The sequence below is a fragment of the Pseudoalteromonas sp. SR43-7 genome, from assembly GCF_014163785.1.
GTDB classification, from domain to species: Bacteria; Pseudomonadota; Gammaproteobacteria; order Enterobacterales; family Alteromonadaceae; genus Pseudoalteromonas; species Pseudoalteromonas distincta.
In genome coordinates, this window is sequence record NZ_JACJDY010000018.1 from 79,234 (window position 1) to 101,114 (window position 21,881).

Annotated in this window: 22 protein-coding genes and 2 rRNA genes; 10 read left to right on the forward strand and 14 right to left on the reverse strand. The window is 38.0% G+C overall.

The annotated features are described in order from the left end of the window. Nucleotides 1–1,170, reverse strand: coding sequence for a monodechloroaminopyrrolnitrin synthase PrnB family protein (locus H5087_RS14215; RefSeq protein WP_182672480.1), 1,170 nt, complete (start codon nucleotides 1,168–1,170; stop codon nucleotides 1–3). 136 nt (nucleotides 1,171–1,306) lie between these two features. Here H5087_RS14215 and H5087_RS14220 point away from each other — a divergent pair, with 136 nt between their 5' ends. The 4 genes from H5087_RS14220 to H5087_RS14235 all read left to right on the forward strand — a co-directional run bounded on the left by H5087_RS14220 (nucleotide 1,307) and on the right by H5087_RS14235 (nucleotide 7,079). Continuing rightward, nucleotides 1,307–1,762: an Lrp/AsnC family transcriptional regulator gene (locus tag H5087_RS14220; RefSeq protein ID WP_024604725.1), complete on the forward strand. Its 456-nt coding sequence runs from the start codon at nucleotides 1,307–1,309 to the stop codon at nucleotides 1,760–1,762. A gap of 72 nt (nucleotides 1,763–1,834) precedes the next feature. Continuing rightward, nucleotides 1,835–4,555, forward strand: coding sequence for an ATP-binding protein (locus H5087_RS14225; protein WP_182672481.1), 2,721 nt, complete (start codon nucleotides 1,835–1,837; stop codon nucleotides 4,553–4,555). After that, nucleotides 4,545–5,933, forward strand: a complete 1,389-nt coding sequence (locus H5087_RS14230; RefSeq protein WP_182672482.1) for a carboxylesterase — start codon at nucleotides 4,545–4,547, stop codon at nucleotides 5,931–5,933. Before H5087_RS14225 ends, H5087_RS14230 begins: the two co-directional genes overlap by 11 nt. A 6-nt stretch (nucleotides 5,934–5,939) precedes the next feature. Continuing rightward, complete coding sequence (locus H5087_RS14235) at nucleotides 5,940–7,079, forward strand: GNAT family N-acetyltransferase (RefSeq protein WP_182672483.1); 1,140 nt, start codon at nucleotides 5,940–5,942, stop codon at nucleotides 7,077–7,079. On the opposite strand, the gene H5087_RS14240 is transcribed toward H5087_RS14235, so the two are convergent. Further along, the gene (locus H5087_RS14240; RefSeq protein ID WP_149601919.1) at nucleotides 7,056–7,646 is read right to left on the reverse strand and encodes a DUF938 domain-containing protein; all 591 of its coding nucleotides are present in this window, start codon (nucleotides 7,644–7,646) and stop codon (nucleotides 7,056–7,058) included. The genes H5087_RS14235 and H5087_RS14240 overlap by 24 nt on opposite strands. Before the next feature lie 200 nt (nucleotides 7,647–7,846). Between H5087_RS14240 and H5087_RS14245 the strand changes: the two genes are divergently transcribed. The 5 genes from H5087_RS14245 to H5087_RS14265 all read left to right on the forward strand — a co-directional run bounded on the left by H5087_RS14245 (nucleotide 7,847) and on the right by H5087_RS14265 (nucleotide 10,942). Then, nucleotides 7,847–8,032 carry a hypothetical protein gene (locus tag H5087_RS14245; protein ID WP_010554833.1) on the forward strand — a complete coding sequence of 62 codons (186 nt, stop codon included), beginning with the start codon at nucleotides 7,847–7,849 and terminating at the stop codon, nucleotides 8,030–8,032. A gap of 101 nt (nucleotides 8,033–8,133) precedes the next feature. Beyond that, the gene (locus tag H5087_RS14250) at nucleotides 8,134–8,499 is read left to right on the forward strand and encodes a hypothetical protein (protein WP_223231703.1); all 366 of its coding nucleotides are present in this window, start codon (nucleotides 8,134–8,136) and stop codon (nucleotides 8,497–8,499) included. Between the two features lie 11 nt (nucleotides 8,500–8,510). Then, nucleotides 8,511–9,887, forward strand: coding sequence for a lyase family protein (locus H5087_RS14255; protein WP_182672484.1), 1,377 nt, complete (start codon nucleotides 8,511–8,513; stop codon nucleotides 9,885–9,887). A gap of 109 nt (nucleotides 9,888–9,996) precedes the next feature. Continuing rightward, nucleotides 9,997–10,530, forward strand: coding sequence for a hypothetical protein (locus tag H5087_RS14260; RefSeq protein ID WP_182672485.1), 534 nt, complete (start codon nucleotides 9,997–9,999; stop codon nucleotides 10,528–10,530). Between the two features lie 10 nt (nucleotides 10,531–10,540). Next, complete coding sequence (locus H5087_RS14265; protein WP_182672486.1) at nucleotides 10,541–10,942, forward strand: hypothetical protein; 402 nt, start codon at nucleotides 10,541–10,543, stop codon at nucleotides 10,940–10,942. A 29-nt stretch (nucleotides 10,943–10,971) separates the two neighbouring features. Here H5087_RS14265 and H5087_RS14270 read toward each other — a convergent pair whose 3' ends face one another. From H5087_RS14270 to H5087_RS14305, 8 genes are all read right to left on the reverse strand, one after another. After that, nucleotides 10,972–11,157, reverse strand: a complete 186-nt coding sequence (locus H5087_RS14270) for a hypothetical protein (protein WP_024597424.1) — start codon at nucleotides 11,155–11,157, stop codon at nucleotides 10,972–10,974. 15 nt (nucleotides 11,158–11,172) lie between these two features. Further along, nucleotides 11,173–11,493 carry a hypothetical protein gene (locus H5087_RS14275; protein ID WP_024597423.1) on the reverse strand — a complete coding sequence of 107 codons (321 nt, stop codon included), beginning with the start codon at nucleotides 11,491–11,493 and terminating at the stop codon, nucleotides 11,173–11,175. Then, entirely contained in the window at nucleotides 11,490–12,128 is a 639-nt protein-coding gene (locus H5087_RS14280) for a DUF4178 domain-containing protein (RefSeq protein ID WP_182672487.1), read from the reverse strand. The genes H5087_RS14275 and H5087_RS14280 overlap by 4 nt, the downstream gene beginning before the upstream one ends. A gap of 74 nt (nucleotides 12,129–12,202) precedes the next feature. Next, complete coding sequence (locus H5087_RS14285) at nucleotides 12,203–12,895, reverse strand: PspA/IM30 family protein (protein WP_182672488.1); 693 nt, start codon at nucleotides 12,893–12,895, stop codon at nucleotides 12,203–12,205. Between the two features lie 24 nt (nucleotides 12,896–12,919). Next, complete coding sequence (locus tag H5087_RS14290) at nucleotides 12,920–13,333, reverse strand: YjfI family protein (protein WP_004335098.1); 414 nt, start codon at nucleotides 13,331–13,333, stop codon at nucleotides 12,920–12,922. 79 nt (nucleotides 13,334–13,412) lie between these two features. Beyond that, nucleotides 13,413–15,134 (reverse strand): polyamine aminopropyltransferase, encoded by a 1,722-nt coding sequence (locus tag H5087_RS14295; RefSeq protein ID WP_182672489.1) that lies wholly within the window; start codon nucleotides 15,132–15,134, stop codon nucleotides 13,413–13,415. 3 nt (nucleotides 15,135–15,137) lie between these two features. Beyond that, entirely contained in the window at nucleotides 15,138–16,037 is a 900-nt protein-coding gene (locus tag H5087_RS14300) for a DUF350 domain-containing protein (protein WP_024597420.1), read from the reverse strand. A gap of 26 nt (nucleotides 16,038–16,063) precedes the next feature. Beyond that, entirely contained in the window at nucleotides 16,064–16,996 is a 933-nt protein-coding gene (locus H5087_RS14305; RefSeq protein WP_182672490.1) for a CHAD domain-containing protein, read from the reverse strand. A 259-nt stretch (nucleotides 16,997–17,255) separates the two neighbouring features. Between H5087_RS14305 and H5087_RS14310 the strand changes: the two genes are divergently transcribed. Next, nucleotides 17,256–19,349, forward strand: coding sequence for an EAL domain-containing protein (locus H5087_RS14310; RefSeq protein WP_182672491.1), 2,094 nt, complete (start codon nucleotides 17,256–17,258; stop codon nucleotides 19,347–19,349). Between the two features lie 40 nt (nucleotides 19,350–19,389). On the opposite strand, the gene H5087_RS14315 is transcribed toward H5087_RS14310, so the two are convergent. From H5087_RS14315 to H5087_RS14330, 4 genes are all read right to left on the reverse strand, one after another. Beyond that, on the reverse strand, nucleotides 19,390–19,851 hold the full coding sequence (locus H5087_RS14315; RefSeq protein WP_182672492.1) for a hypothetical protein: 462 nt from the start codon (nucleotides 19,849–19,851) through the stop codon (nucleotides 19,390–19,392). Then, entirely contained in the window at nucleotides 19,851–21,044 is a 1,194-nt protein-coding gene (locus tag H5087_RS14320) for a porin (protein WP_182672493.1), read from the reverse strand. Before H5087_RS14320 ends, H5087_RS14315 begins: the two co-directional genes overlap by 1 nt. A 468-nt stretch (nucleotides 21,045–21,512) precedes the next feature. Continuing rightward, nucleotides 21,513–21,627: ribosomal RNA gene (gene rrf, locus H5087_RS14325) — 5S ribosomal RNA — on the reverse strand. 151 nt (nucleotides 21,628–21,778) lie between these two features. Continuing rightward, a 23S ribosomal RNA gene (locus H5087_RS14330) occupies nucleotides 21,779–21,881 on the reverse strand; the annotation flags it as partial.

Here is a 21,881-nt window from a genome sequence, read left to right on the forward strand (position 1 = left end):
CTATTTAACCCATTCTTTAAGTGTATTTAGATCGTCAAAACGTGTTTTTATATCGTCGCGTTTTGCGCTAGCTCGCCTATCTCTTAATTTTTCGAGCGAATCAAGTAACACATGAAGCGGCGGACCACTTGCTGTTACCTTGCTCATATGCTGCTGTTGCATATTTTTTGAGGGCTGAGCAATAAACTTTTCAACCAGTTGATTATGATGACCGACTGCGGTGTCACCATGTAATTTACACACTTGGATAAATAACGTTGCGTGGCTTTTAAACCAATCTGTATTTTTATATTGCTCTGCTTGTAAAAAGTCATCCATAAAGCTTTGCATACGCATGGCTTCTCGTAGGATTTGTTGATCCTCTGGCATCATATATAAAAACTTATCCACCAGCATTTGCGAGTAACTAGGTTCATTTGCGCTACAAAGCCCTAGTAACATATCAATCACGTTAATACCTGCAAAGTCACCAGCATTTGCACCTCTGTAAACCTCTTTACCTACACGGTACGGTTTATAATAAGGGCGAACGCAGTTAAAAAAGCGATCTGCATCGAGCTCAGAATAAAGTGCATTATTTGACTCAATTACATCTATAAGCGCTTGTTTTGCTACTTTTAATAACTCACCACACAGGGGGTGTGAGATACCTAACGGCAATATTTTTAATAAAGCATCACTTGCACGTTTATAGGCCAAAATACCTTGGGTGTTGTAATCAAGAAACAGCTTTTCATCAGGTAAATTAGTAAATCGTTTATAAATACCGTTAAGTGCTTTGTTATGAGTAGTTAAGTGGGCGGTAGCAAAACGAGGGGTTACGCCAATGGATGCGCCTATATGCATAGCAAGCGCTGAGGCTTCAATTAGCGGTGAAGTGGTTTCTCTGCTTGGCTCAGTAATTTCATGGCGCCTACACGCTGCCATAAATAATCCTACGTTACCGAGTAAGTCAAAAGCGCTATCAAAGCCTTGATCTGTGTTTCCCTCGGCTAATAAATTACTAATTAATGCGTTGCCTTCTTTTTCTAATTGTTGCTTTAAGGCCTCACCTATTCCTTCTACATTTGCTTTATCGGTTTGCTGCCAATAAAGTTGCTCTAATTCACTATTTAAAGTGACAAACTCTGTTCGTATCCAGTGATCGAAAATAGCGGTATGTGTGTTCATTGGTGTGCTCTATTATTTTTATAGTTAAATGCTAACAGAGTTCAATTAGGGTAAAACGCCAAAAAAAATAGTAAAAACTGCAATACTTAGCAATAATCACTACAAATATAAAAATAATTAATAAAAGCCGACAACTATGTTAGATAAAAAAGACCAGCAATTACTCATTGCACTGCAAAGCCAAGCTCGTATGTCGGTTTCAGATTTAGCTGGCAGTATTAACCTATCGGATACACCTTGTTTAAGGCGTATAAAAAAGTTAGAGCAAGAAAACATTATTACCGGCTACCACGCCGCCATAAATCCCAAAGCACTTAATCTTAATGTATTGGTATATGCGTTTGTACGATTAAGCCAAAACTCGGTCAGTGCTGCAGAGCAATTTGAGCAACATGTAGAAAAATTACCACATGTATTAGAGTGTTGTGTAATATCAGGAAGCTATGATTATTTATTAAAAATCATTGCACATGATCTTGAGAGCTACGAAACGTTTGTGAAACATCAACTAGGTGGCTTAAGCTGTATCGCAAATATAGAATCAACAGTTGTGCTTAAACAATCATTTAGCAAAAAACAGTTACCTTTATAAAAATAACCAAAATAACTTACTGTTAGCTATACTGATATTTCAAAACGACAATAATAATTGCTTGGACCTTATGTGAAAAATTTTAACTCTAAAAATCATTCCATTATTTTTTACATCATGTTTGCTTTAGCATATTTTTTAGTCGGCATAGCACTCACTAAACTTGCTTTTAACTCGCAAATAATTCCAATTTGGTTACCTGCCGGCATAGCACTAGTCGGTTGTTATATTTGGTGGTGGCGCTTTATCCCGCCTTTATTTGTAGCTGCAATTGCCTTTAACCTTAATATTTTTGACAGTTCTGCTCATGAGCTAGTCCTGGTCGGCAACTCATTCAACGAGGCTATGTATATCGCCTTTGGTGTTGTTATACAGGCAATGGTCGGCGCAGCTCTTTTAAAGTATTGGCTTGGGCACCCGCTGCGCTTTAAAAAGCGCAAGAATATAATTTACTTTATCCTTGTCATAGCAATATTGGTCAGCTTAATTTCGGCTAACTTTGGCGTATTTGCCTTAAGCCAATTCAACTCGGTTTACAATGTTGATAATCATTGGAAGAATGTTACTTACTGGTGGCTTGGTGATACATTAGGAGTATTAATTGCGACTCCGCTTTTACTTTCTTTATTACCACAAAAGTCTAATCAACATAATATATCGGCGTTTCCGACAATTGCAGTATGCTCTATTTTATTTTTATCAGTCGCGGTAACAACGCAGTTATACGATCAAGAAAATCGTATAAACACTATTAAAATTGCTGAACGTGAAGTCCACGTTATAGAAAACAGCCTTTATAGATATACAAATCTTAGTATTATTGCAGTGCAGAGCCTAGCAAGTCAGGTACAGTCATCTCCCATGCTAAGCCAGCAAGATTTTTATTCTTATGCTAGCCAGTTACTAACTCAGCACGCATTTATTAACGCCTTATCGTGGAACGCAAAAATACCTCAAGATCAACGCGACGTCTTTGCCCAAGAAATATCAAACATTTATCATTTAGATATTGATGTAGTTGGCGAACCTCTTGAAACTAGTGATCCCCTTGTTATAGTAAAATACATAGCTCCTTTTAATGGTAATCAAAAAGCTATTGGCTTTAATGTATTTTCAAACCCTGATCGAAAAAGCTCTCTGCTTAACCCCGCTATAAAGTACATGCCAGTAGGAACTAAAATAATTCAGTTGGTGCAAACCAAACAACCTAAACCAGCCTATTTATTATTTGCCCCTGTGTACTCCCAGCATAGTGATGAAAAAACAATTAAAGGCTATGCCACTGGTGTATTTTTAGTGCGTAGTATTATTGAGCAGGCAATTTCTAAAGAACAGTCTGATATGTTTTCGATTGGTATATACGAAGATACAAACACTCCGCCGTTTTATAGTAATTACTCTCAAAATGTTCAGCAAGCTAAAGGCAGCCGCTTAATGTCGTTTGATGTGGACTTTGCAGGGCAAAAATGGATTGTAAAACTAGCCCTTAAAGAAAGCTTTTTAACACAACATAATAGTCAACTAACTTTATTATTACTCATACTTCAAGTTGCCGTATGTTCTTTAATTTTAATGGTTTTACTGCTGTTTAATCAGCAACAAATCGCACTTACACGTCAAGTTGCAGAGCGTACTCACTCACTCGCACAAGCAAAGAAGCAGTCCGATTTAGCTAATCAGGCTAAAAGCCAATTTTTAGCGAATATGAGCCACGAAATACGAACACCATTAAACGCCGTTATTGGTTTTTCTTCACTTGCTAGAGAAACAGACAATGCAAGTACACTCATTGGCTATTTAGATAAAATAAACTCAGCATCTAAAAGCTTATTAAACTTAATTAATGACATTCTTGATATATCAAAAATAGAATCCCAAAAGTTAGTTATTGAATCTATTGCATTCGACTTAGGTGCTTTAATAACACGTATAAACAACATGTTTGAGCAAAGCGCAGTTAACAAAGGTATTAAATGGCAAGTTAATTCAAAGCTACCTGTTGATACCTGGTTTATTGGTGATCCTATGCGAATTGAGCAAATATTACTTAATTTATGTAGCAACGCGATTAAATTTACAAGCCAAGGCAGCGTTACTTTAAACATAGAAACAGAGTTTACTGCCGCCAATAAAGTACAGCTTGTTATAAACGTTAGTGATACCGGAATAGGTATAAAACCAACCCAGCATAAAAAATTATTTAACGCATTTACCCAAGCTGATAGCTCTACCTCAAGGCAGTTTGGCGGTACAGGACTTGGCTTAACCATAGCGAAAGAGCTAAGCCAATTAATGGGGGGAGAAATAGCCCTTAAAAGTGAAATAGATAAAGGCTCTACTTTTACATTTTCAATGCGATTAGAAACAACAGAGCCTAAAAAAGAACATGTTATTACATTTGATAATACTAATATTACTTCGCTAGACATTTTGGTCGCAGAAGACAACCCGGTAAATCAAATGGTTATTAAAGCGATGCTTGGCTCGTTAGGAATTGTGCCGTATATAGTAGAAAATGGGGAACTGGCCGTTGATATAGTTAAAAATCAGCATTTTGACTTAGTGCTTATGGATTGCCAAATGCCTGTAATGGATGGCTATAGAGCAACGGCACTGATCCGCCAGTTTAAGACTGAACAAGAGCTCCCGATTATTGCTTTAACTGCCGACGTTATGCCAGAGGATAAAGCACATGCACAAGCCGTTGGATTTAACCAGCATCTTGCAAAACCGCTTGAACTCATTAAGCTAACCGAGTGTCTTGTCCAATATGCAGAAGTTAATGAACAATAGCGGTTTAATTTTAAGAATAGTTTTGAGAGTCGCTTTTGGTTTTGTTTTAAGTGTTTTTTCGCATATTGCTGTCGCTCAAAACTGTATATCACAGGCGAGCGACTTTAAATTTATAACAAAAAGTAAGCAACAAGGCTTATTACGCTTTGAAAATGAGCACAACCACCAGCGCTTTAATTACCACGCCCTTTTACCATTTAACGATTACTTAGATTACGCGTATAAGCATATAAATAAAGCCAATCCACGTGCAAATATGCCATGCCCTGTTATTACACAAACGTATCAGCAATTAGTAACACAAGGTACGCGAAAACCTGACCCTACTATTGCAGATATTATTGCCCCTTTTGAGCTTACGCATCCAAACAGCAATAAAGTTGCGCTATTAATCCACGGGCTAACTGACTCCCCCTTTACGTATCACGATTTAGCACAAGTGTATTATCAGCAAGGCTATACTGTGCGTACTATTTTATTACCAGGACATGGAAGCGCCGCAAGTGCGTTACTCAATGTAGAGGTTAGCCAATGGCAACAAGTAATAAAATATGGGGTCGAACGCTCGGTGCAAGATTTTGATGAGGTGATACTCGCAGGTTACTCTACCGGCGCCGCGTTACTTATTGATTACGCAACCAAGCAAACTGTTTCACCTAAAATTAAAGCGCTTATGCTTTATTCGCCAGGCTCTGAGCCACATAATAAGTACGGCTGGATAGCAAAGTGGATTGATGCCATACCCTTTGTTAATTGGATAGATAAAGACGCCGATGTAGACTTTGCTAAGTATGAGTCATTTCCTTTAAATGCAGCTGCCGCTTCGTACGATGCAATGTCACTTGCAAGCATAAGTAGCTTGAACAAACGCCCTGCACTTAAATTACCTATTTTTAGTGTACTTAGCGATATTGATACCACGATAGATACGCGCGCCACGCTAAAATTATTGAGTGCATTACACCAAGGTAATTCAGTAAAATATAAGCTGCTCGATACTTTAGTACTTTATGGAAGCACTGATATTTTACCGCCAGACTTTGCTAGTGACTACACAGTAAATAATCCGCAATGCACAACACCACAGTGTAAAAAAGTTCATGGTATGTCGCATATTGCTGTTGTTAACTCACCGCAAAACCCACATTATGGAATTGACGCAACCTATCGTAATTGTGGCAGCTTTATTAACGACGAGTCCCTGTACAAAACATGTAAAACAACAAAAAATCCACAACTAGGAGAGCGTACAAGCGCAAACTTAAAACACCATCCGGCTTTACAACGCTTAACTTATAATCCTCATTTTACCGAGCTTAAAAAGCAAATTAGTACGTTTATTAAAAACGTAGAACAGCTTAGAACAACTACAAGGTAAGTAGTCATGGGAACGTTTTCGCACCAATGGTTTAGCAGTATTAATGAGATTGATCAGGCGCAGTGGCAACGTTTATTTGGTGATGAACCATTTACTCAACATGCTTTTTTATATGCCCTTGAACAAAGCCAATGCGTAACACAAAAAAGTGGTTGGCAGCCCCATCACCTCGCTATTTTTGAAAGTGATACGCTCATTGCACTTGCACCCGGGTATTTAAAAAGTCATTCATACGGCGAGTATGTATTTGACTGGGCATGGGCTGAGGCATACGAAAAACACGGTTTAGAATATTATCCCAAGTGGCTATCTGGCATTCCCTTTAGCCCTATTGAAGGCAAACGTATTGCTATCGAGCACGCTAACCCAAATGCGGTATATCAATATATTACAGAGCAACTTAGCATACACAGTGCTGAGCAAAAGTGGTCGGGGTGGCATGTTAATTTTTGCGACCAAGCTCAAGCTACATCATTAACTGAGCAACATGCCATGCTAAGAGTGGGTGTGCAATTTCAGTGGTTTAATAAAGGTTATGAATCCTTTGACGACTTTTTGCAAATGCTTAGCTCGCGTAAACGCAGGTCACTTAAAAAAGAACGAGCTAAAATAGCGCAACAAAATATTGATATTGAATGGCTGCAAGGCACACAAATTACGCCCGAGATAATGCAATTGTTTTGTGAGTTTTATCAGCGTACCTACTTAAAGCGTTCTGGTCATTTAGGCTATTTAAATATGGAGTTCTTTACGCTTTTACATGCCTTAATGGCTAATAACCTCGTTATTATGCTGGCCAAAAGAGACGACAGCGTGATTGCTGCAACACTTAGTTTAGTAGGTAAAAATACGCTTTATGGGCGTTACTGGGGAGCAAGTGAGGAAGTAGATTCGCTGCACTTTGAATTGTGTTATTACCAAGGTATTGAGTTTGCAATAAAGCATAAACTCAGCTGCTTTCATTCGGGAGCACAAGGTGAGCACAAAATAGCACGCGGATTTGAACCCGTACTTACCTACTCTGCTCACCATATTGTTGATAGCGATTTCAGTAATGCAATAAGCGACTACTTAAAGCGTGAACGCGGCCATATTGATATATATAAAGAGCAATGTAGCTCATTACTGCCGTTTAAAAACGAGTAACTGATTATTTGCAGGCATGGCAGTATCGCTAATAAGCGTAAGCCCTGCTTGCTTAGCTAGTTGTTCAACTGCTTCAAAATCTCTTATTCCACTTAACGGATCGCGCTCTGTTAAAAAGGCACTAAAGTCATCATTACTTGGGCTGGTAAATTCACCTTGGTACTTAAATGGCCCATAAATACACAACATACCGTCGTTATTTAAGTGACGTTTAACACCGTCAAAAAAACGTTCAACTAATTGCCAACTTACAATATGAAATGTGTTTGCTGTATAAATAGCGTCAACCTTATCTACAGGCCATTCATTATTTAAATCAAGCTCAAGTGGTGCATGTAAATTAGTTAAATTAGCTTCGCGGTGCCATAAATTAATCCCTTCGTGGTTTATAGCACGATCACTTGTATGCCATTGTAAATGTGGTAATTGCTCTGCAAAAAAAACACTATGCTGGCCGGTTCCTGAGCCAACTTCGAGTACTGTTTTAGTATTTTTTAATACGTCCTTTAATTGCTCTAAAATAGGGGTTTTATTGTTTTCACAGGCTTGTGAAAATGGCTTTGTCATTACTGTGCACCAAAATTGTAGATTAATGCACAACAGTAAAGCAAATTTAGCTTATTTTGTCGTGATGAAAAAAAGATAATTTTTAAACACTATAACTATCATATGGTTGAGCCGGCTCATTATGGTTGGTACGTAATATGCTTTTATATTGTTAACCCACTAAAGGGTTTAACTTATATTAAATTTCAAAGGATAAAATTATGCATATACCCCCTTATACCGCTGTAGACGCGGCCATTGCTATAACCGAAAAAACCACCGACGATCATAGTTACGCCGTTGATATGAGAGCTACAGTAATCGATTTACTTTCACACCCTAAACATAATCAACAGGCGATGACCAAACATGAAACAGATCAGATATTTATTCTTGGCTACAATTAATACTCAAATTAGTATCGCAAATAATTTTTATAATAACTGTTTACACTGAAACCGATTAAATGTAATGATAACTATTATCGTTAACTTGAGTCGGTTTTTTTATGTCTTCAAATTATGCCCAGCATCGTTACCATCAAGAACTCTCTTGTCATTGCTTAAGACCTGGCCTGCATGCACCCATGCTCGTTGCCGACTACATAGAAACCGCCCTTAACGTCGCCAAAAAATTTGAGCAACAACATAATCCCTTGCTTCAAGAGTTTTATCTTAGGCGCACACACCATGAAATTATGAACAAAATGTGCGACCCTCTTATACATAATGCTATTCGTAAACAATGTTTAGAGCAGCTATACAAACCATTATTAGCATTAAAACGGTTTTATAAGGTGCATAACAATACTGCACAATTTTTAATACTTGAGCGTGAAGCTCGTATTCTTAGTCACGAATTCAACCCTTTTTAAGGAGCACACTTATGAGCAACTTTAGAACAGAATCAGACAGCATGGGCGAGCTACAAGTACCTACTAATGCGCTCTATCAAGCGCAAACACAACGAGCAGTTAATAACTTTGCCATTAGTGGCTTATCTATGCCAAAGCAATTTATCACTGCACTGGCTTATATAAAACAAGCTGCTGCGCAAAGTAACTGTGAGCTTGGCCATTTAAGTAAAGACAAAGCAAATGCTATTGAGCAAGCTTGCCAAAGTATTATTGATGGCGAGCATGTTGAGCATTTCCCCGTTGATATTTTTCAAACCGGTTCGGGCACAAGCTCAAATATGAATGCCAACGAAGTTATTGCAACGCTTGCTAGCCGATTAGGCAGTGAAAGCATTCACCCTAATGATGATGTAAACATGGGGCAAAGCTCTAACGATGTGGTCCCTACTGCTATCGCACTCAGTAGCGCAATAAATGTAGTGTATGAATTACTTCCTTCGCTTGAAAACTTATCGCAAAGCCTAGAAAAGAAAAAAGCTGAGATAGGCCATATAGTTAAAACGGGCCGTACGCATTTAATGGATGCAATGCCTGTTACATTTGATCAAACACTAAGTGCATGGCAGTCACAAGTTAACCATGCCGCAGCAGGAATTAGACATAGCTTAGAGCGTGTATGCGAACTGGCACAAGGCGGTACAGCTGTTGGAACAGGAATAAATGCAGACCCTAAGTTTGCAGCCAAATTTGCAGAAAACCTGAGTGCCAATGTAGGCATTAGATTTACGCCTAGTAGTAACTTTTTTTATAACATCGGCTCACAAGACGCCATAGTAGCGCTTTCGGGGCAATTAAAAGTACTCGCTGTAGCACAAATGAAAATAGCGAACGACCTACGCTGGATGAACTCAGGACCACTTGCGGGCTTAGGCGAAATAGAGCTAGAAGCACTTCAACCGGGCTCGTCTATTATGCCTGGCAAGGTAAATCCGGTAATACCAGAAGCCGCAGCCATGGTAAGCGCACAAGTAATCGGTAACGACGCGACCATTACAGTAGCAGGGCAAGCGGGTAATTTTGAGCTAAACGTTATGCTGCCAGTCATTGCGTATAATATTTTGCAAAGCATAGAATTACTTGCCAATAGCGCACAAGCATTGGGCGATAAAGCCATTGCCAGCTTTAAAGTAAATCAGCCTAATATAGATAAAGCACTCGCTAAAAATCCAATTTTAGTGACTGCGCTCAATCCGGTGATCGGTTATGAAAAAGCAGCAAAAATAGCAAAGCAGGCTTATAAGGAAGCCCGCCCTATTATTGATGTAGCCGAACAAGAAACCGATTTACCACGCAATGAACTCGAAAAATTACTTAATCCCACCAAACTAACGCAGGGTGGACTTTAATAAACGATATTTTTCACGGCTTTAATTACTTGATAATATAGTTTTTATTGCCGTAAAAAATGCACCGTGTATGATAGTGATGAATATTTCATCACTATCAAGGTTTGTTATGCGTACCCCATTGTTAGCCATACTTTTACCACTTTGTTTAACTGCATGCTTAGATAAAACGCCAACTGAAACGCAGCAAGTAACAATAACCTCAGAAACTGAAGCGCCAAAGCAAGAGCTGCAAAAGCTAAAAGAAAACACTCAATTACAAGAAAATACAAAAAATAATGTAATTGCTGAAAGCGTTTCAATAGACGATTTAAAAAACGTTTCAATAGACGATATAAAAACAGCTAAAGCCGAATTAAATACGCTAATTACAGATAAGCAATGTGATACCAGCACCCAATGCAGAATAAGTGCAGTAGGCAGTCGCGCATGTGGTGGGCCAAGCAGCTTTATTGTGTACTCAACAAAATCAGCGTCTGAAAAACAAGTAGCAGCCCTTAGCGATAAAATTACTAAGCTTGAAAGTAACTATAATTCACAAAAAGGGATGATGAGCATTTGTCAGCATTTAACAACGCCAAGCACGCAGTGTGTTGAAAATAAATGTGTTAAACTTGAAGGTTCAGCGGTAAGTGCATTTTAAGGATAACGTTATGAGTTGTTTACCATCGACAATTAAACTATCAATTTTAAGCATTGCTAGCAGCATTTTATTACTAAGTGGTTGTGCTAGTACTTTGACGTCAAATGAGCAAAGTAAAAACTTGTCTGACTTAAACTATGATCTTAGTAACATGGTGAGTAATAACAGCTGCACCGCAAGTTTTCAGTGCAAAGTACTTGAAGTGGGCGCCCGCGCATGCGGCGGACCGAGTAAGTATGCTGTTTATTCAACGCTGAACACATCTCAAGAAGAAGCAGAACAGCTTGCTCAACAAATAACAAAACAAGAAAAAATACAAAATAAAGCACAAGGCTTAACCGATTGTTCACCAGTACTTGAAGTGCAGTCGCTGTGTATTAATCACCAATGCCAGTCGTTTGATATAAAATAAAAATGGTCGCGTATAATTTAATCTCAGCGTTAACCTAAATACGGAATTAACGCTGAAATTACAACAACCAGCACTACGCAAATACCCGCTTTTATAATGTACTTCATGGGCATTGTTTTAAGCACCCAATATGCATAAATAAAGCGTACAAAATAACTCGCCGCAGTACCAAACAACGCAAAAATAAGTAGATAAGCAATTAGAGTAATATTCATAATAATCTAGTGCAACTACTTAGTTTTTTTAGTGTGAGCAATTAGTAAGTCAGCTACTTGTTGTTTTACGGCTCGCTTATCATCACTTGGGACATCAAAGCGACTGGCTAGTTGCGCAATCTCGTCATCATTTAAATTAAACGATAAACGTTGACGCGTTTTTTTAGATTTTACATCTAAGCCAAGTATTTTACGGATCATATCTGATGGAGTTAACTCTTGGTCAATAGCTTGCTTTTTTATCAGCTTTTGAACTTCACTGCTTAGATCAAATGCCATTTGTGTGGCACGTACAGCTTGTTCCTGACGCAACCACTTGTCTTTAGCATCACTCACTTAGCATCTCCGGGAAACAAGTCTACAATGTCTGACATTGGGCGCGTCAGTGTTAGCGATACTTCGGTTTCGCCGCCATCCCAAATTTCGATATTTAAACCAAAGCCTTCATTATCTGATGCTAAGCAAATCATTTCACATGGTTCACCACCTTCTTGCTCATAGCGAGGCAATGTTTGGTTACGGTAATCTTTATTATGGAAATAACACACGTAAGGCGACTCGCTTTGTTGATAGCTTTTAGCTAGAAACTGCATAAAGCGCTCTGGTGTATTTTGCACTGTAATGTGGGTTAACGACTCTTCATCAAAAATACGCGCAAACTCATCAAGGCCAAATATCTCTTCAACTTCGTTGCGCTGAATTTTAATAGAGAAGTTAGCCCACTCTTCGCCGTCATCTTGCTCAATTTGTAAAAATACAACTTGCCCGCTATTTGTCTCGAGTACAAATTCAGTATCGCTACTGTGCTGATATTGGTAAGTCTGAATATCAGTAACACGTAGCGTTTCACCTTTTAACCATGCCGGATAAGCAAATGAGTCGATAACACTAAACATGTCGCCCTTTTTAAGCTCGCTCGGATGATTAAGCTGACGCTCTGGCTCTTTTTTAGATTTGAAAAAATTAAACATAGAAAGGCTGCCCTCTAAGCAAAAAAGGTAACTGAGCATAACTCGGTTACCTTTTTAAAGTATAAACGTAATGGTTAGCTATTTTGCTTCGCTTTGATGCGAGCTAAAATATCAGCGCTTTTTGGACTTGTGTCGCCAATGCCTGCTTCAGCCATTTTTGCTTTTAAGTCATCGCCATTTACGTCTGACTCAAGTTGCTTTGCAGCACCTAGCTGGTCGCTACGATCTTGTTGACGCTGTTTAATGCGTTCAAGCGATTGACGAGCCGATGTCATAGACGAGCTGTTTGTATTAAGCGTGCTGTTAACAGCCATTGTTGCTTGCTGTACGCTTTCAGTGGTTTTAACCATTGTAAGCTGACGCTGATTCTCTTTAATCGATTTTTCAGCATCTTTAACTTGCTGCTTAAGCGCAACAATGTGATTGCTAAAACCAGATAATACTTGCTCGTTTTCGGTTTTTTCAGCTTCAAAGTCACCAATTTTTTCTGCAATTTCTAATGCCAGCGCCTCGTTGCCCTTTTCAAGAGCTTGGCCTGCATACGCTTCATGTTCCGCGATTGATGCATCTACAGCGCTAATTTTACGCTTAGTTTGCATTTCTTTAGCCATTACTTCTGTAAGGCTTTTTTTAGCGCGGTGAAGTGCATTTTGCGCATCTGCAATTTCTTGCTCAAAAATACGGATACCATTTTTGTCTACAATTGCTTCGCCTGCTTCACGAGCGCCGCCACGTACTGCTGTAAATAATTTTTTTAAAATACTCATAATCTTAACTCCACTAACTGGCTATTAATCGTTTAAATACAAGGTCACGGCTTCTAGTGCATCGATAGCGTTATCGGCTAATGTCACTAGTTCGTGGGTAACGTCATCTAATGATGAATTTACCGACAGTGCACCAAAAATCGCGTATTTGTTATCGATTTTAGCAAATGCACTCAGCGGAATTGGCACGTTTAAACGTAGTAATGTTTCGTTTAACTCGTTGCGTAATTCACTCTTAACTTCATCTTCGTCAAACAAGTAGCTAATACATAACAACTGCTCTTGCGTTTGTGTAACAAAAATTGGAAGTTCATCATTTCCATCAACAATGACTTGTAAAACATCTTGCTCGCCAGGGTTGGCAATCAAGAAAGACTCAAAGTTAGCGCCTTCAGTTTCAAAAGAAGCTAATTTTATTGAAAGTTCATTTAATTCCATGTCTCTGCCTTTTGTCGTTTGACATATTATGTCTGAGTTAAGATTCTCACGGCCGACATATTATGTCAACCATGTTTTGTTAGTTTTTATACAATTCGCTTTCTATTTGCCATGCAGTGCGGTAGTAATCATACAACTGACCAGATCCTAACCTATTGACCTCAATACTTTTAACTTGTTCAAAGTAGTGGTTAGGAAATACAAAACTTGCCAATAAATATTCTTTACTAATCCACCTTGATGGCACAGGCATAGCTGTCGCATCATTAATACGGCCACTGGCCGATTGACCCATTTTAGTGGCTATCGTCCAGCCCCACTGCCCAAACGAAGGTATGTTTTGCTGATACTGCTCAACATACTCAAACCCTGCGGCTTTAACTGTTTTAGCAATGCTTAAAAACGCTTTTTTAGCATGATAAGGTGAGGTTGATTGAACCGCCATTGCGCCATCGGGTGCTAATAACTGACGTACATGATTATAAAAGTAGTCACTGTACATCTTATTTAGATCAGGGTGATTTGGGTCCGGTAAATCAATTAAGATGGTGTCGAACTGCTTGGATTGATCAAGCAGTTTTTCAACTTCTAAAAATGCATCACCCACAATTATGTTGACTCGCGAGTCTTGCATCGATTTATTGTTTAGCTGTAGTAATCGCTTATTGATGTGCTCTGGCGGCGTAAAGTCACCGTCTTTATGACCAAATAAATTGAGAAGCTGCGCATCTAAATCTATTAGCGTTACTTCACTCACAGGCCATTTTAAAACATCTCTTAGAGCTAGCCCGTCACCACCACCAATTATTAATACACGGTCGTGTCTGTTAGAGGCAAGCATTGCAGGATAAACCAGCATTGAATGATATATTTGCTCATCAATACTTGAGAACTGCAAACGCCCATTTAAATACAAATCAGTAATAGGCTCTGGCTGATTTTTACTTAAGCGTTCGGTTAATACTACGTGCTGGTATTTGGTTGCTTGCGAATAAATTACTTTATCTTTGTATAAAACATTACTTAGATTGTTCATCCAGCTACTGCCAAATACTAAAATAAAGCCAAACAATGCCAACAGTACTATATGGCAAACTAAAAGTGCCTTAGCAAAGCGCACATGGGTATGGTAACGCCATAAAAAAGCAAGCCCTGCGATGATGTTAAATAACGCCGTCCACGCTGCAGCTTGCATTATAGGCATTGAGAGCATGATGCTTACCCAAATGGCGGCACCAATACCAGCACCAATATAATCGGCACCATAAATAGTCCCTGCGTTGTTTTCTAAAAACCGCCCGTACACATGTTGACGAATGCGCGCTATAAGCGGTATTTCCATACCAATAAATAAGCCCAGTATTAAACCAAAAACATAAGGTAGAAAACGTGACCACTCTTGTAGCTTTTGAAATACGTAACCATTAAGCACAACATCAGGGGGTAAATTAAAAATGCTCGAAAATAAATGAGGAAGAGAATAACTAACTGCTATTACACCCGCTATCGCTAAAATGCAGCCCATGCCAACCAAAGCAATAATGCTTTCTAGCCAAGCAAAAGCGGTAAATGCATCTTTAAACCAACGCGCTAAAAAAGCGCCTAAGCCCATTGCTACAATCATAGTACCGATCATGGCGTAAATAGCGCTTTCTACAGAGCCAAGTACACGGCCCGCATAATGAGACAGTAAGTATTCATAAATAAGGCCGCACCCAGCAAGCACGGCCATAACAGTAATTAGTAATATATCGTGCCCAAGTAAGCGAGACTTACTTGGGGGAGTGTTGGTTGATGACACTGATTATGCGCCTAGTAAGGTTGCCATAGTGATACCTACAGCAAATGATACTGCTGCAGAAATAGCTGCTACACCTACATTTTTTTGACGATTAACTTCATCTGAAATATCGCAACCAGATAAAATTATTTTAATTGTCACTAAGTGCAAAATAATAAATGCGACAAGGCTCACAACAGCGCTAATAGCCCAGTATAGTAAACTCGCATTAATGTTATCAGCAGCGTATGGCGCAACACCCGTTGCAGCTGTAATAGCTAATGCACTACCTATTAAAAATCCAGCGTAACGAATACCCACAGCTAAGTTACCATCAACAATTGCTTGTTGTAGGCAGTCGCCACTTTTGTTTGTACGCTTAAATAACTGCACTCGGTACTGGCTAACAAGTAGTAATACAACACTACCTATAATAAAGGCAGCAATTACAATTGGAAGACCATGCCAGCCATCAGTAGCCACCCATAAAAGTGCTGAGCGAATAACTATTGCAACGCTAACAACATGACCAAAATCAATTATTGAAGCTGTAACGTTACCTTTAACTATTTCGTCGTGCAGGCTTACTTTACGAAGCGCTACTTTATCTTGAAAAAAGTGACCCAACTTAATAAGTACAATTGCTAATGCGCCGTAAGCTAACATTTGCAGTGCTTCTTGTTGCAATGTTGCAGCAAAAGCACCACTACTTACACCTGTTAATACAATCGCCAGTGCCACTAAACCAGCGGCAAAGCTAATACCAAAAGCAAAGTTATCACGCTCTGTTATTTCATCATTTGCGTGTAAGTTTGAAACCCAACCTTTTATATATTTAAGGCTTACAAATAATAAAACAATAATTGCAAAATCAATCGCCAATGCTTGTAGCGACCACATAGTTATTCCATTAAATTCATACATATTATTCTAACTCCAACTTTATTCTTTTACTTACCACGGCTCACGCCACGAGAGGTTCTGCTACCGCTATCACGCACCGATCCTGAGCTATTGCTATAACTGCTCGAACGAGAATAACTACTGCGGCTTTTTGGTGGCGTATAACTACTACGGCTTAAACCGGATGCACCTGTTTTTTTACTCGCATAAGGGCTTGTAAACTGCTTACCTTGGCGTTGGTATGTTTGGCGCGTGCGTGTTTCTAGCGCGCTTTGGGTTTTAATTTGTTTAGGGCTTGAATAACGCGAACGGCCATAGTCATTGTAATAACTATACTTTCGGCGTTTGCTCCAACTACCATATTCAACACGGTCAAATACATCGCCTAAAATACGGTACATGCCGTACCATTGCCAAAAGCTAATACCATTACTATTTGTTTGCCAGTTACCATAGTTAGGGTTACCTACCATTTGGTTACCAACACCCTCACCTTCAGCTTGCTTACTAATTGCACCTACACGCGCTAAAGTGCCTTTGGACATATCAGCTAGCATATTAATAGGATCGGTTAACGCATCAGAAAATAGCGTAGGTTTAGACGCATCACGCAACAAATCAATGCTATGCAACGTATCTTCGTAAGGAGGAATTAAGTAAGTTCCTTTAATATCTTTAAGTCGCTGTGTTAAACCACTATAAAGTGCACCTTGGCGCGTTGCATCAAGGGTAATTACATCAACAACTTTTGTAAGCTCTGGTTGTTGTTTTTTAAGGAGCTCGCCATATTCTTTAAGTAATACAGCATTGCGCACATTCCCATTATCAAGCGCAGTACCAAGCTGTGACAGCTCTGTATCTGCTTTTTTAATAGACTCTTGAATTGTTTGTTGCAGCTGCTCTTCTTTAGATTGACAACCCATAAGCACTGCGAACAAACAAAACAGGCTTATAAGTTTCCAAGCTTTAATATTCGACATTCATGTCACCTGATTTACTAAATTAACTAAGGTAGTTTTACACAGGTCACTTATTAAACCAAGAATGAAATTGCAACAAAGTAAGTCAGTACAAAATTAAATAAACAGCTATATTTAGTATATGAATTTAAAAGCATTCTCAATGTTAGGCTTTTAGTGCTACAAAGGGCGTAATAAGTAGCTTTTTTGTAATTATGGATTGCCTGATTACACAATAATAACTAAAACATAATTAAATGACGGTTAAGGGTTAAATTTGATGCTTCATAGTATTCGATATAAATTTATTATAATAACAACGGTTTTAATTATATTTAGCGCAAATTTAGTTTTTTTCCTCGCGATTAATGAACACGAAGATTTATATCGCCAATCTGTTAAACAAAATTTAGATGCAATGTCTTCAAATATTTCCGATAGCTTATTACGTGTTATGTCTGAGCAAGTTGATTTGTTCTCTATAACCACCGAATTGCTCGGTTTTGATCGGTACGAACACATTAAGTTTGTTAATGTATTTGACGCTGACTGGCAATTAATCCAATCGTATGTCCACCCCAACTATTTAGAGCTTGAGAGCTTTAAGCCTGAACTTATAAGTATTCAACCAAAAAATTTACCTTATGCGGTTACAATAACCAATGAAGGACTAGTGGCCTTAAAGGCAATTGGGGAGGAGCAGTTTCCTATTGGATATTTGCTCATTGTGCAAGACTTTAAAAAGCCATTGAATGAAAGTAAAATTAGCCTTTTTTATAGTGCAGCTCCATTTGTTGTTGTAATTATTGCACTCACCATTATTATTTCATTTTGGATATATCAGCGTTTATTAAGCCCACTTTTAGCGCTCTCGAAGTTCACACAGAAAGTTGAAAAATCAACAAATTATAAGCTTCAATACCAAGTCACTGGTCATGATGAAGTATCTCAACTTGGTAACGACATTAATGCATTACTACAAACAATTGACTCCCAAGTTCAAACCAATCATAAACACACCGCACAACTTTTAGTACAAACGCATTCAATGGAGCGCCTCGCCAACTACGATATATTAACAGGTTTACCTAATCGCATGTTTTTTATGGACCTACTCAAACTCGAACTAGCTAGTAGTAAAAGTAACGACCGAGACGTTGCGATTATGTTCTTTGATGTTGATAGTTTTAAAGGCGTTAACGACACCCTAGGCCATGAAACCGGAGATATGCTTTTACAAGCTGTGGCTAAAAAAGTGAAAAGTTATCTGCGTAGTAACGACATAATTGCACGCTTAGGCGGTGATGAGTTTTTAATTATGCTACCTAATATCACTGAGCAATCTATTGTTATAGATATTGCCGAAAATATCATTGAGGGTATGAAAGAGCCATTCACTATAAATGAGTGGGACGTACCAGCGGGTATTAGTATTGGTATTGCAAGTGCCAAAGAAGCTGAATTTGATATAAATACATTTATCAGTAATGCCGATATTGCAATGTACACATCAAAAGAAAAAGGCAAAGGCGCATATACAATATTCCACCATAAAATGCTTGAAGATAACAAACGAAAAGCGCAAGTCGCTAACTTAATATCTCACGCAATAGCGCAAAATGAATTTGAGTTATTTTATCAGCTTAAAATGTCGAATACAGGCGAAACTCAGGGCTTAGAAGCCTTAATAAGATGGCAAAGCAAAGAGCTAGGTTTTGTTTCTCCTAGTGAGTTTATACCTATAGCGGAACAAGCAGGTAAAATAAAAGCGATTACCCAATGGGTGATCACACAAGTATTTAAAGATATGCAAATGCTAAAACAACTTATGGGGAATAATGTACTCGTCTCCATGAATCTTTCAAGCCATGACTTAAAAGATCATAACTTCATTCATACTGTAAAAAGTAAACTACTTGAACATAGCGTCGATATTTCAAATATTCAGTTTGAAATAACAGAATCAAGCTATTTAGAAAATTTTGAAAACGCGAATCAATTTTTTAATCAAGTAAAAGTTATGGGAGGCTCAATTGCATTAGATGACTTTGGCACAGGTTATTCTTCATTGAGTTACCTTACTAAAATTGAAATTGATACATTAAAAATAGATCGAATGTTTGTAAATCAATATGCAAGCTCAGCAAAAGACACTGCAGTATTACAAGCAATACTCGATTTAGGCCAACGCCTTGGTTTAAAAATATGTAGCGAAGGAATTGAAACAACCGACCAAGCTAACTACCTAGTATCAAATGGTAGTGATGAAATGCAGGGCTATTACTTTGCAAAACCAGTGTGCATTGCACAACTACCACACGCAATTGAACGAGCGAAAACATTATTTAAAGAACTAACAATAACTTCAAAATAACTCAGTGTAATTGATTTTTTACTAAGCAAACGGCTTACTTTTAATTTAGTGCAATTATGGTGAGCTCTTTAGGTATAGTAATTCCTGCTGGAAGGTAAGCTACTGAGTCTTCAACGGTTAGTAAGTACTCTATAACCTCTTCTGTAGACTCAAATTCAACAGGGGGCTTGCTGCGCCCCGTGAATCGCATTTGGGCCCAATAAGCTTGTATTCTAGATTCAGTAAGACCTACCATCCTAGTGTTAAAATTTATTCTAAGCGGATTGCCGACAAATAGGTTAACTGCTTTAAATTGTCTGCTCATAGCTCCGCCCATATAAATATGGCGAATTTGTTGCTTACTAAAAGATAAGTTTTTATCTGTGGTATTTACTACAATAATGACGTTCGAGGGGTTTGTATTTTCTGCATAAACTGAAATGCTAAAACCAAATAGGCTACTAGCGAATACAAAGAGCATCATTATTTTTTTAATGTTATTAATAGGTTTAAAAAATATCATTAAAACACCCAATCCAAACCAATAAGATAAAGATTAGTTTTTTTATCAAAATCAGAGTCATCAGGAGTAACGAAAAACGAGTCTTTTACATCGTCGCCTTCTAGGGTTGAAAACTCAGCTTTTAAGGCAAGGTTTGGCAACACATCCCAGCGTACACCAACCGTCCAACTCTTAATTGAGTCAGGCGTAGATTCATCAAAAATACGATTGTACCCATATGCAAGTTGATCTAAGTCGCTATTAATACCTAACGGAATTTCATTTTCAGCAGAACGAGTTTCTACGTCGCTATCTGCAAATGTTAAGTGGTAAGTAAAAGGAGCATGATTAACACCGGCAGTTAAATAATAGCTTTGAATTATAGGCACTATCCCTAAATCAGTTTTAATGCGGACCCATTCACCTCTAAAAAAATAATCTAAATTGTCGTAAATTACGCCGAATTGGTCTGCATGTGCCCTACCTTTTGTTTTTACCGAGCTGGCACTTTTTGTAAAATTAAGGCTATTAAGAACATTTTCTAGCTGTCTTATCTCATCAATATCAAGCTTGATATTCCCATTATAACGGGAAACTCTAAATTCTAAGTTTTCAATATTAATCTTACCAATGAACCCTAAAAGGTTATCAACTTCAAAGCCCGTTCTTAAGGCGCCTATCCCTATATCACCCGACTCTTCACCATAGTAACCTTCAAAGCTCAAATCAAAGTTTTCTGCACCAAATTTATAAACAGCATCTATGCCATTAAATGTTTTAAATAAATAAGTATCATAAACTTGTTGAGGTGGATTGATCCATGGGTACGCAAAACCAACATCCGAAAAGTCACTCATAGTAAAAAAAGGTGTGCGTAATTTTCCTAGTTTTATCTGAATATTATCAGTTGGCCTATATGTTAAATATAACCACTCTAACCCTGAGTTGTCAGAAGCTGTTGTGTTATTGCTTCTTAGCAAAACTTGGGCTGTTGCAGACCACTTATCATCAAATTGATACTCGCCTTGGAATCCAATTAAACTAGATGGAGAAAATTTAATACTGTCTTCATATCCCTTAAATTCGACATTTTTTTCGTCTAAGTAACCACCAATAACTCGAGCATAACCAGAAAATTCTAACTCATTAGAAAAAGCTGAAAAATGAGTAAGCATAGTGGTAAAAAGTAAGCACCAAGATATTTTATATCGCATCAGAGAAAATTAAATCCTTTGTTGAATTATGCAAAGTACAATGAAGATTAATTATGCTAACAAGGAAATAATTCACCAGTTCGAATAATCAATTATTTAATTATTTTAAGTAGCGCTCTTTACCGCGACCTAGGAATAATGATTATAGTCAATGAATTACATGTTGGCACAATATATGTGCTCTATAAGAGTATTAAGTACCTAGTTAACACTGTTTTCACCTCAATCCCATTCAGTATTATTGAGATAGAGCTTAACTATATTTATATAGATACTTATCAACTAAGTAGGGGATCAAACTGATTCTTAATTTATCTCGTTCACCGAGATTGAGTGCTTAATATAAGTGTTTGGTAGGATGTAAATTAGCTAAATTATAATGTGATATGTGAGTAATTCACCACATTTAACTTTTCTGCAGACGTAAAAAAGCCCGACTATTTCTAGTCGGGCTCTCTACAATTTGAAGCCTGGTAATGTCCTACTTTCACATAGCAAATGCTACACTATCATCGGCGCTGTTTCGTTTCACTACTGAGTTCGGCATGGGATCAGGTGGGTCCAAAACGCTATTGTCACCAAGCAAATTTGGGCGTTAATTCGTATTTCTACGCACTAACTGAATTTGGAAAATATCTGATAATATTTTTTAAGTCTTTCTTAAGTAATATCTACTTTAGTTATATTAACTTCTTCGCTTGTTTCACTATCACATAAAACGCGTTTGGCGTTGTATGGTTAAGCCTCACGGGTAATTAGTACAAGTTAGCTTAATGGCTCACACCACTTCCACATCTTGCCTATCAACGTTGTAGTCTTCAACGGCCCTTCAGAGAC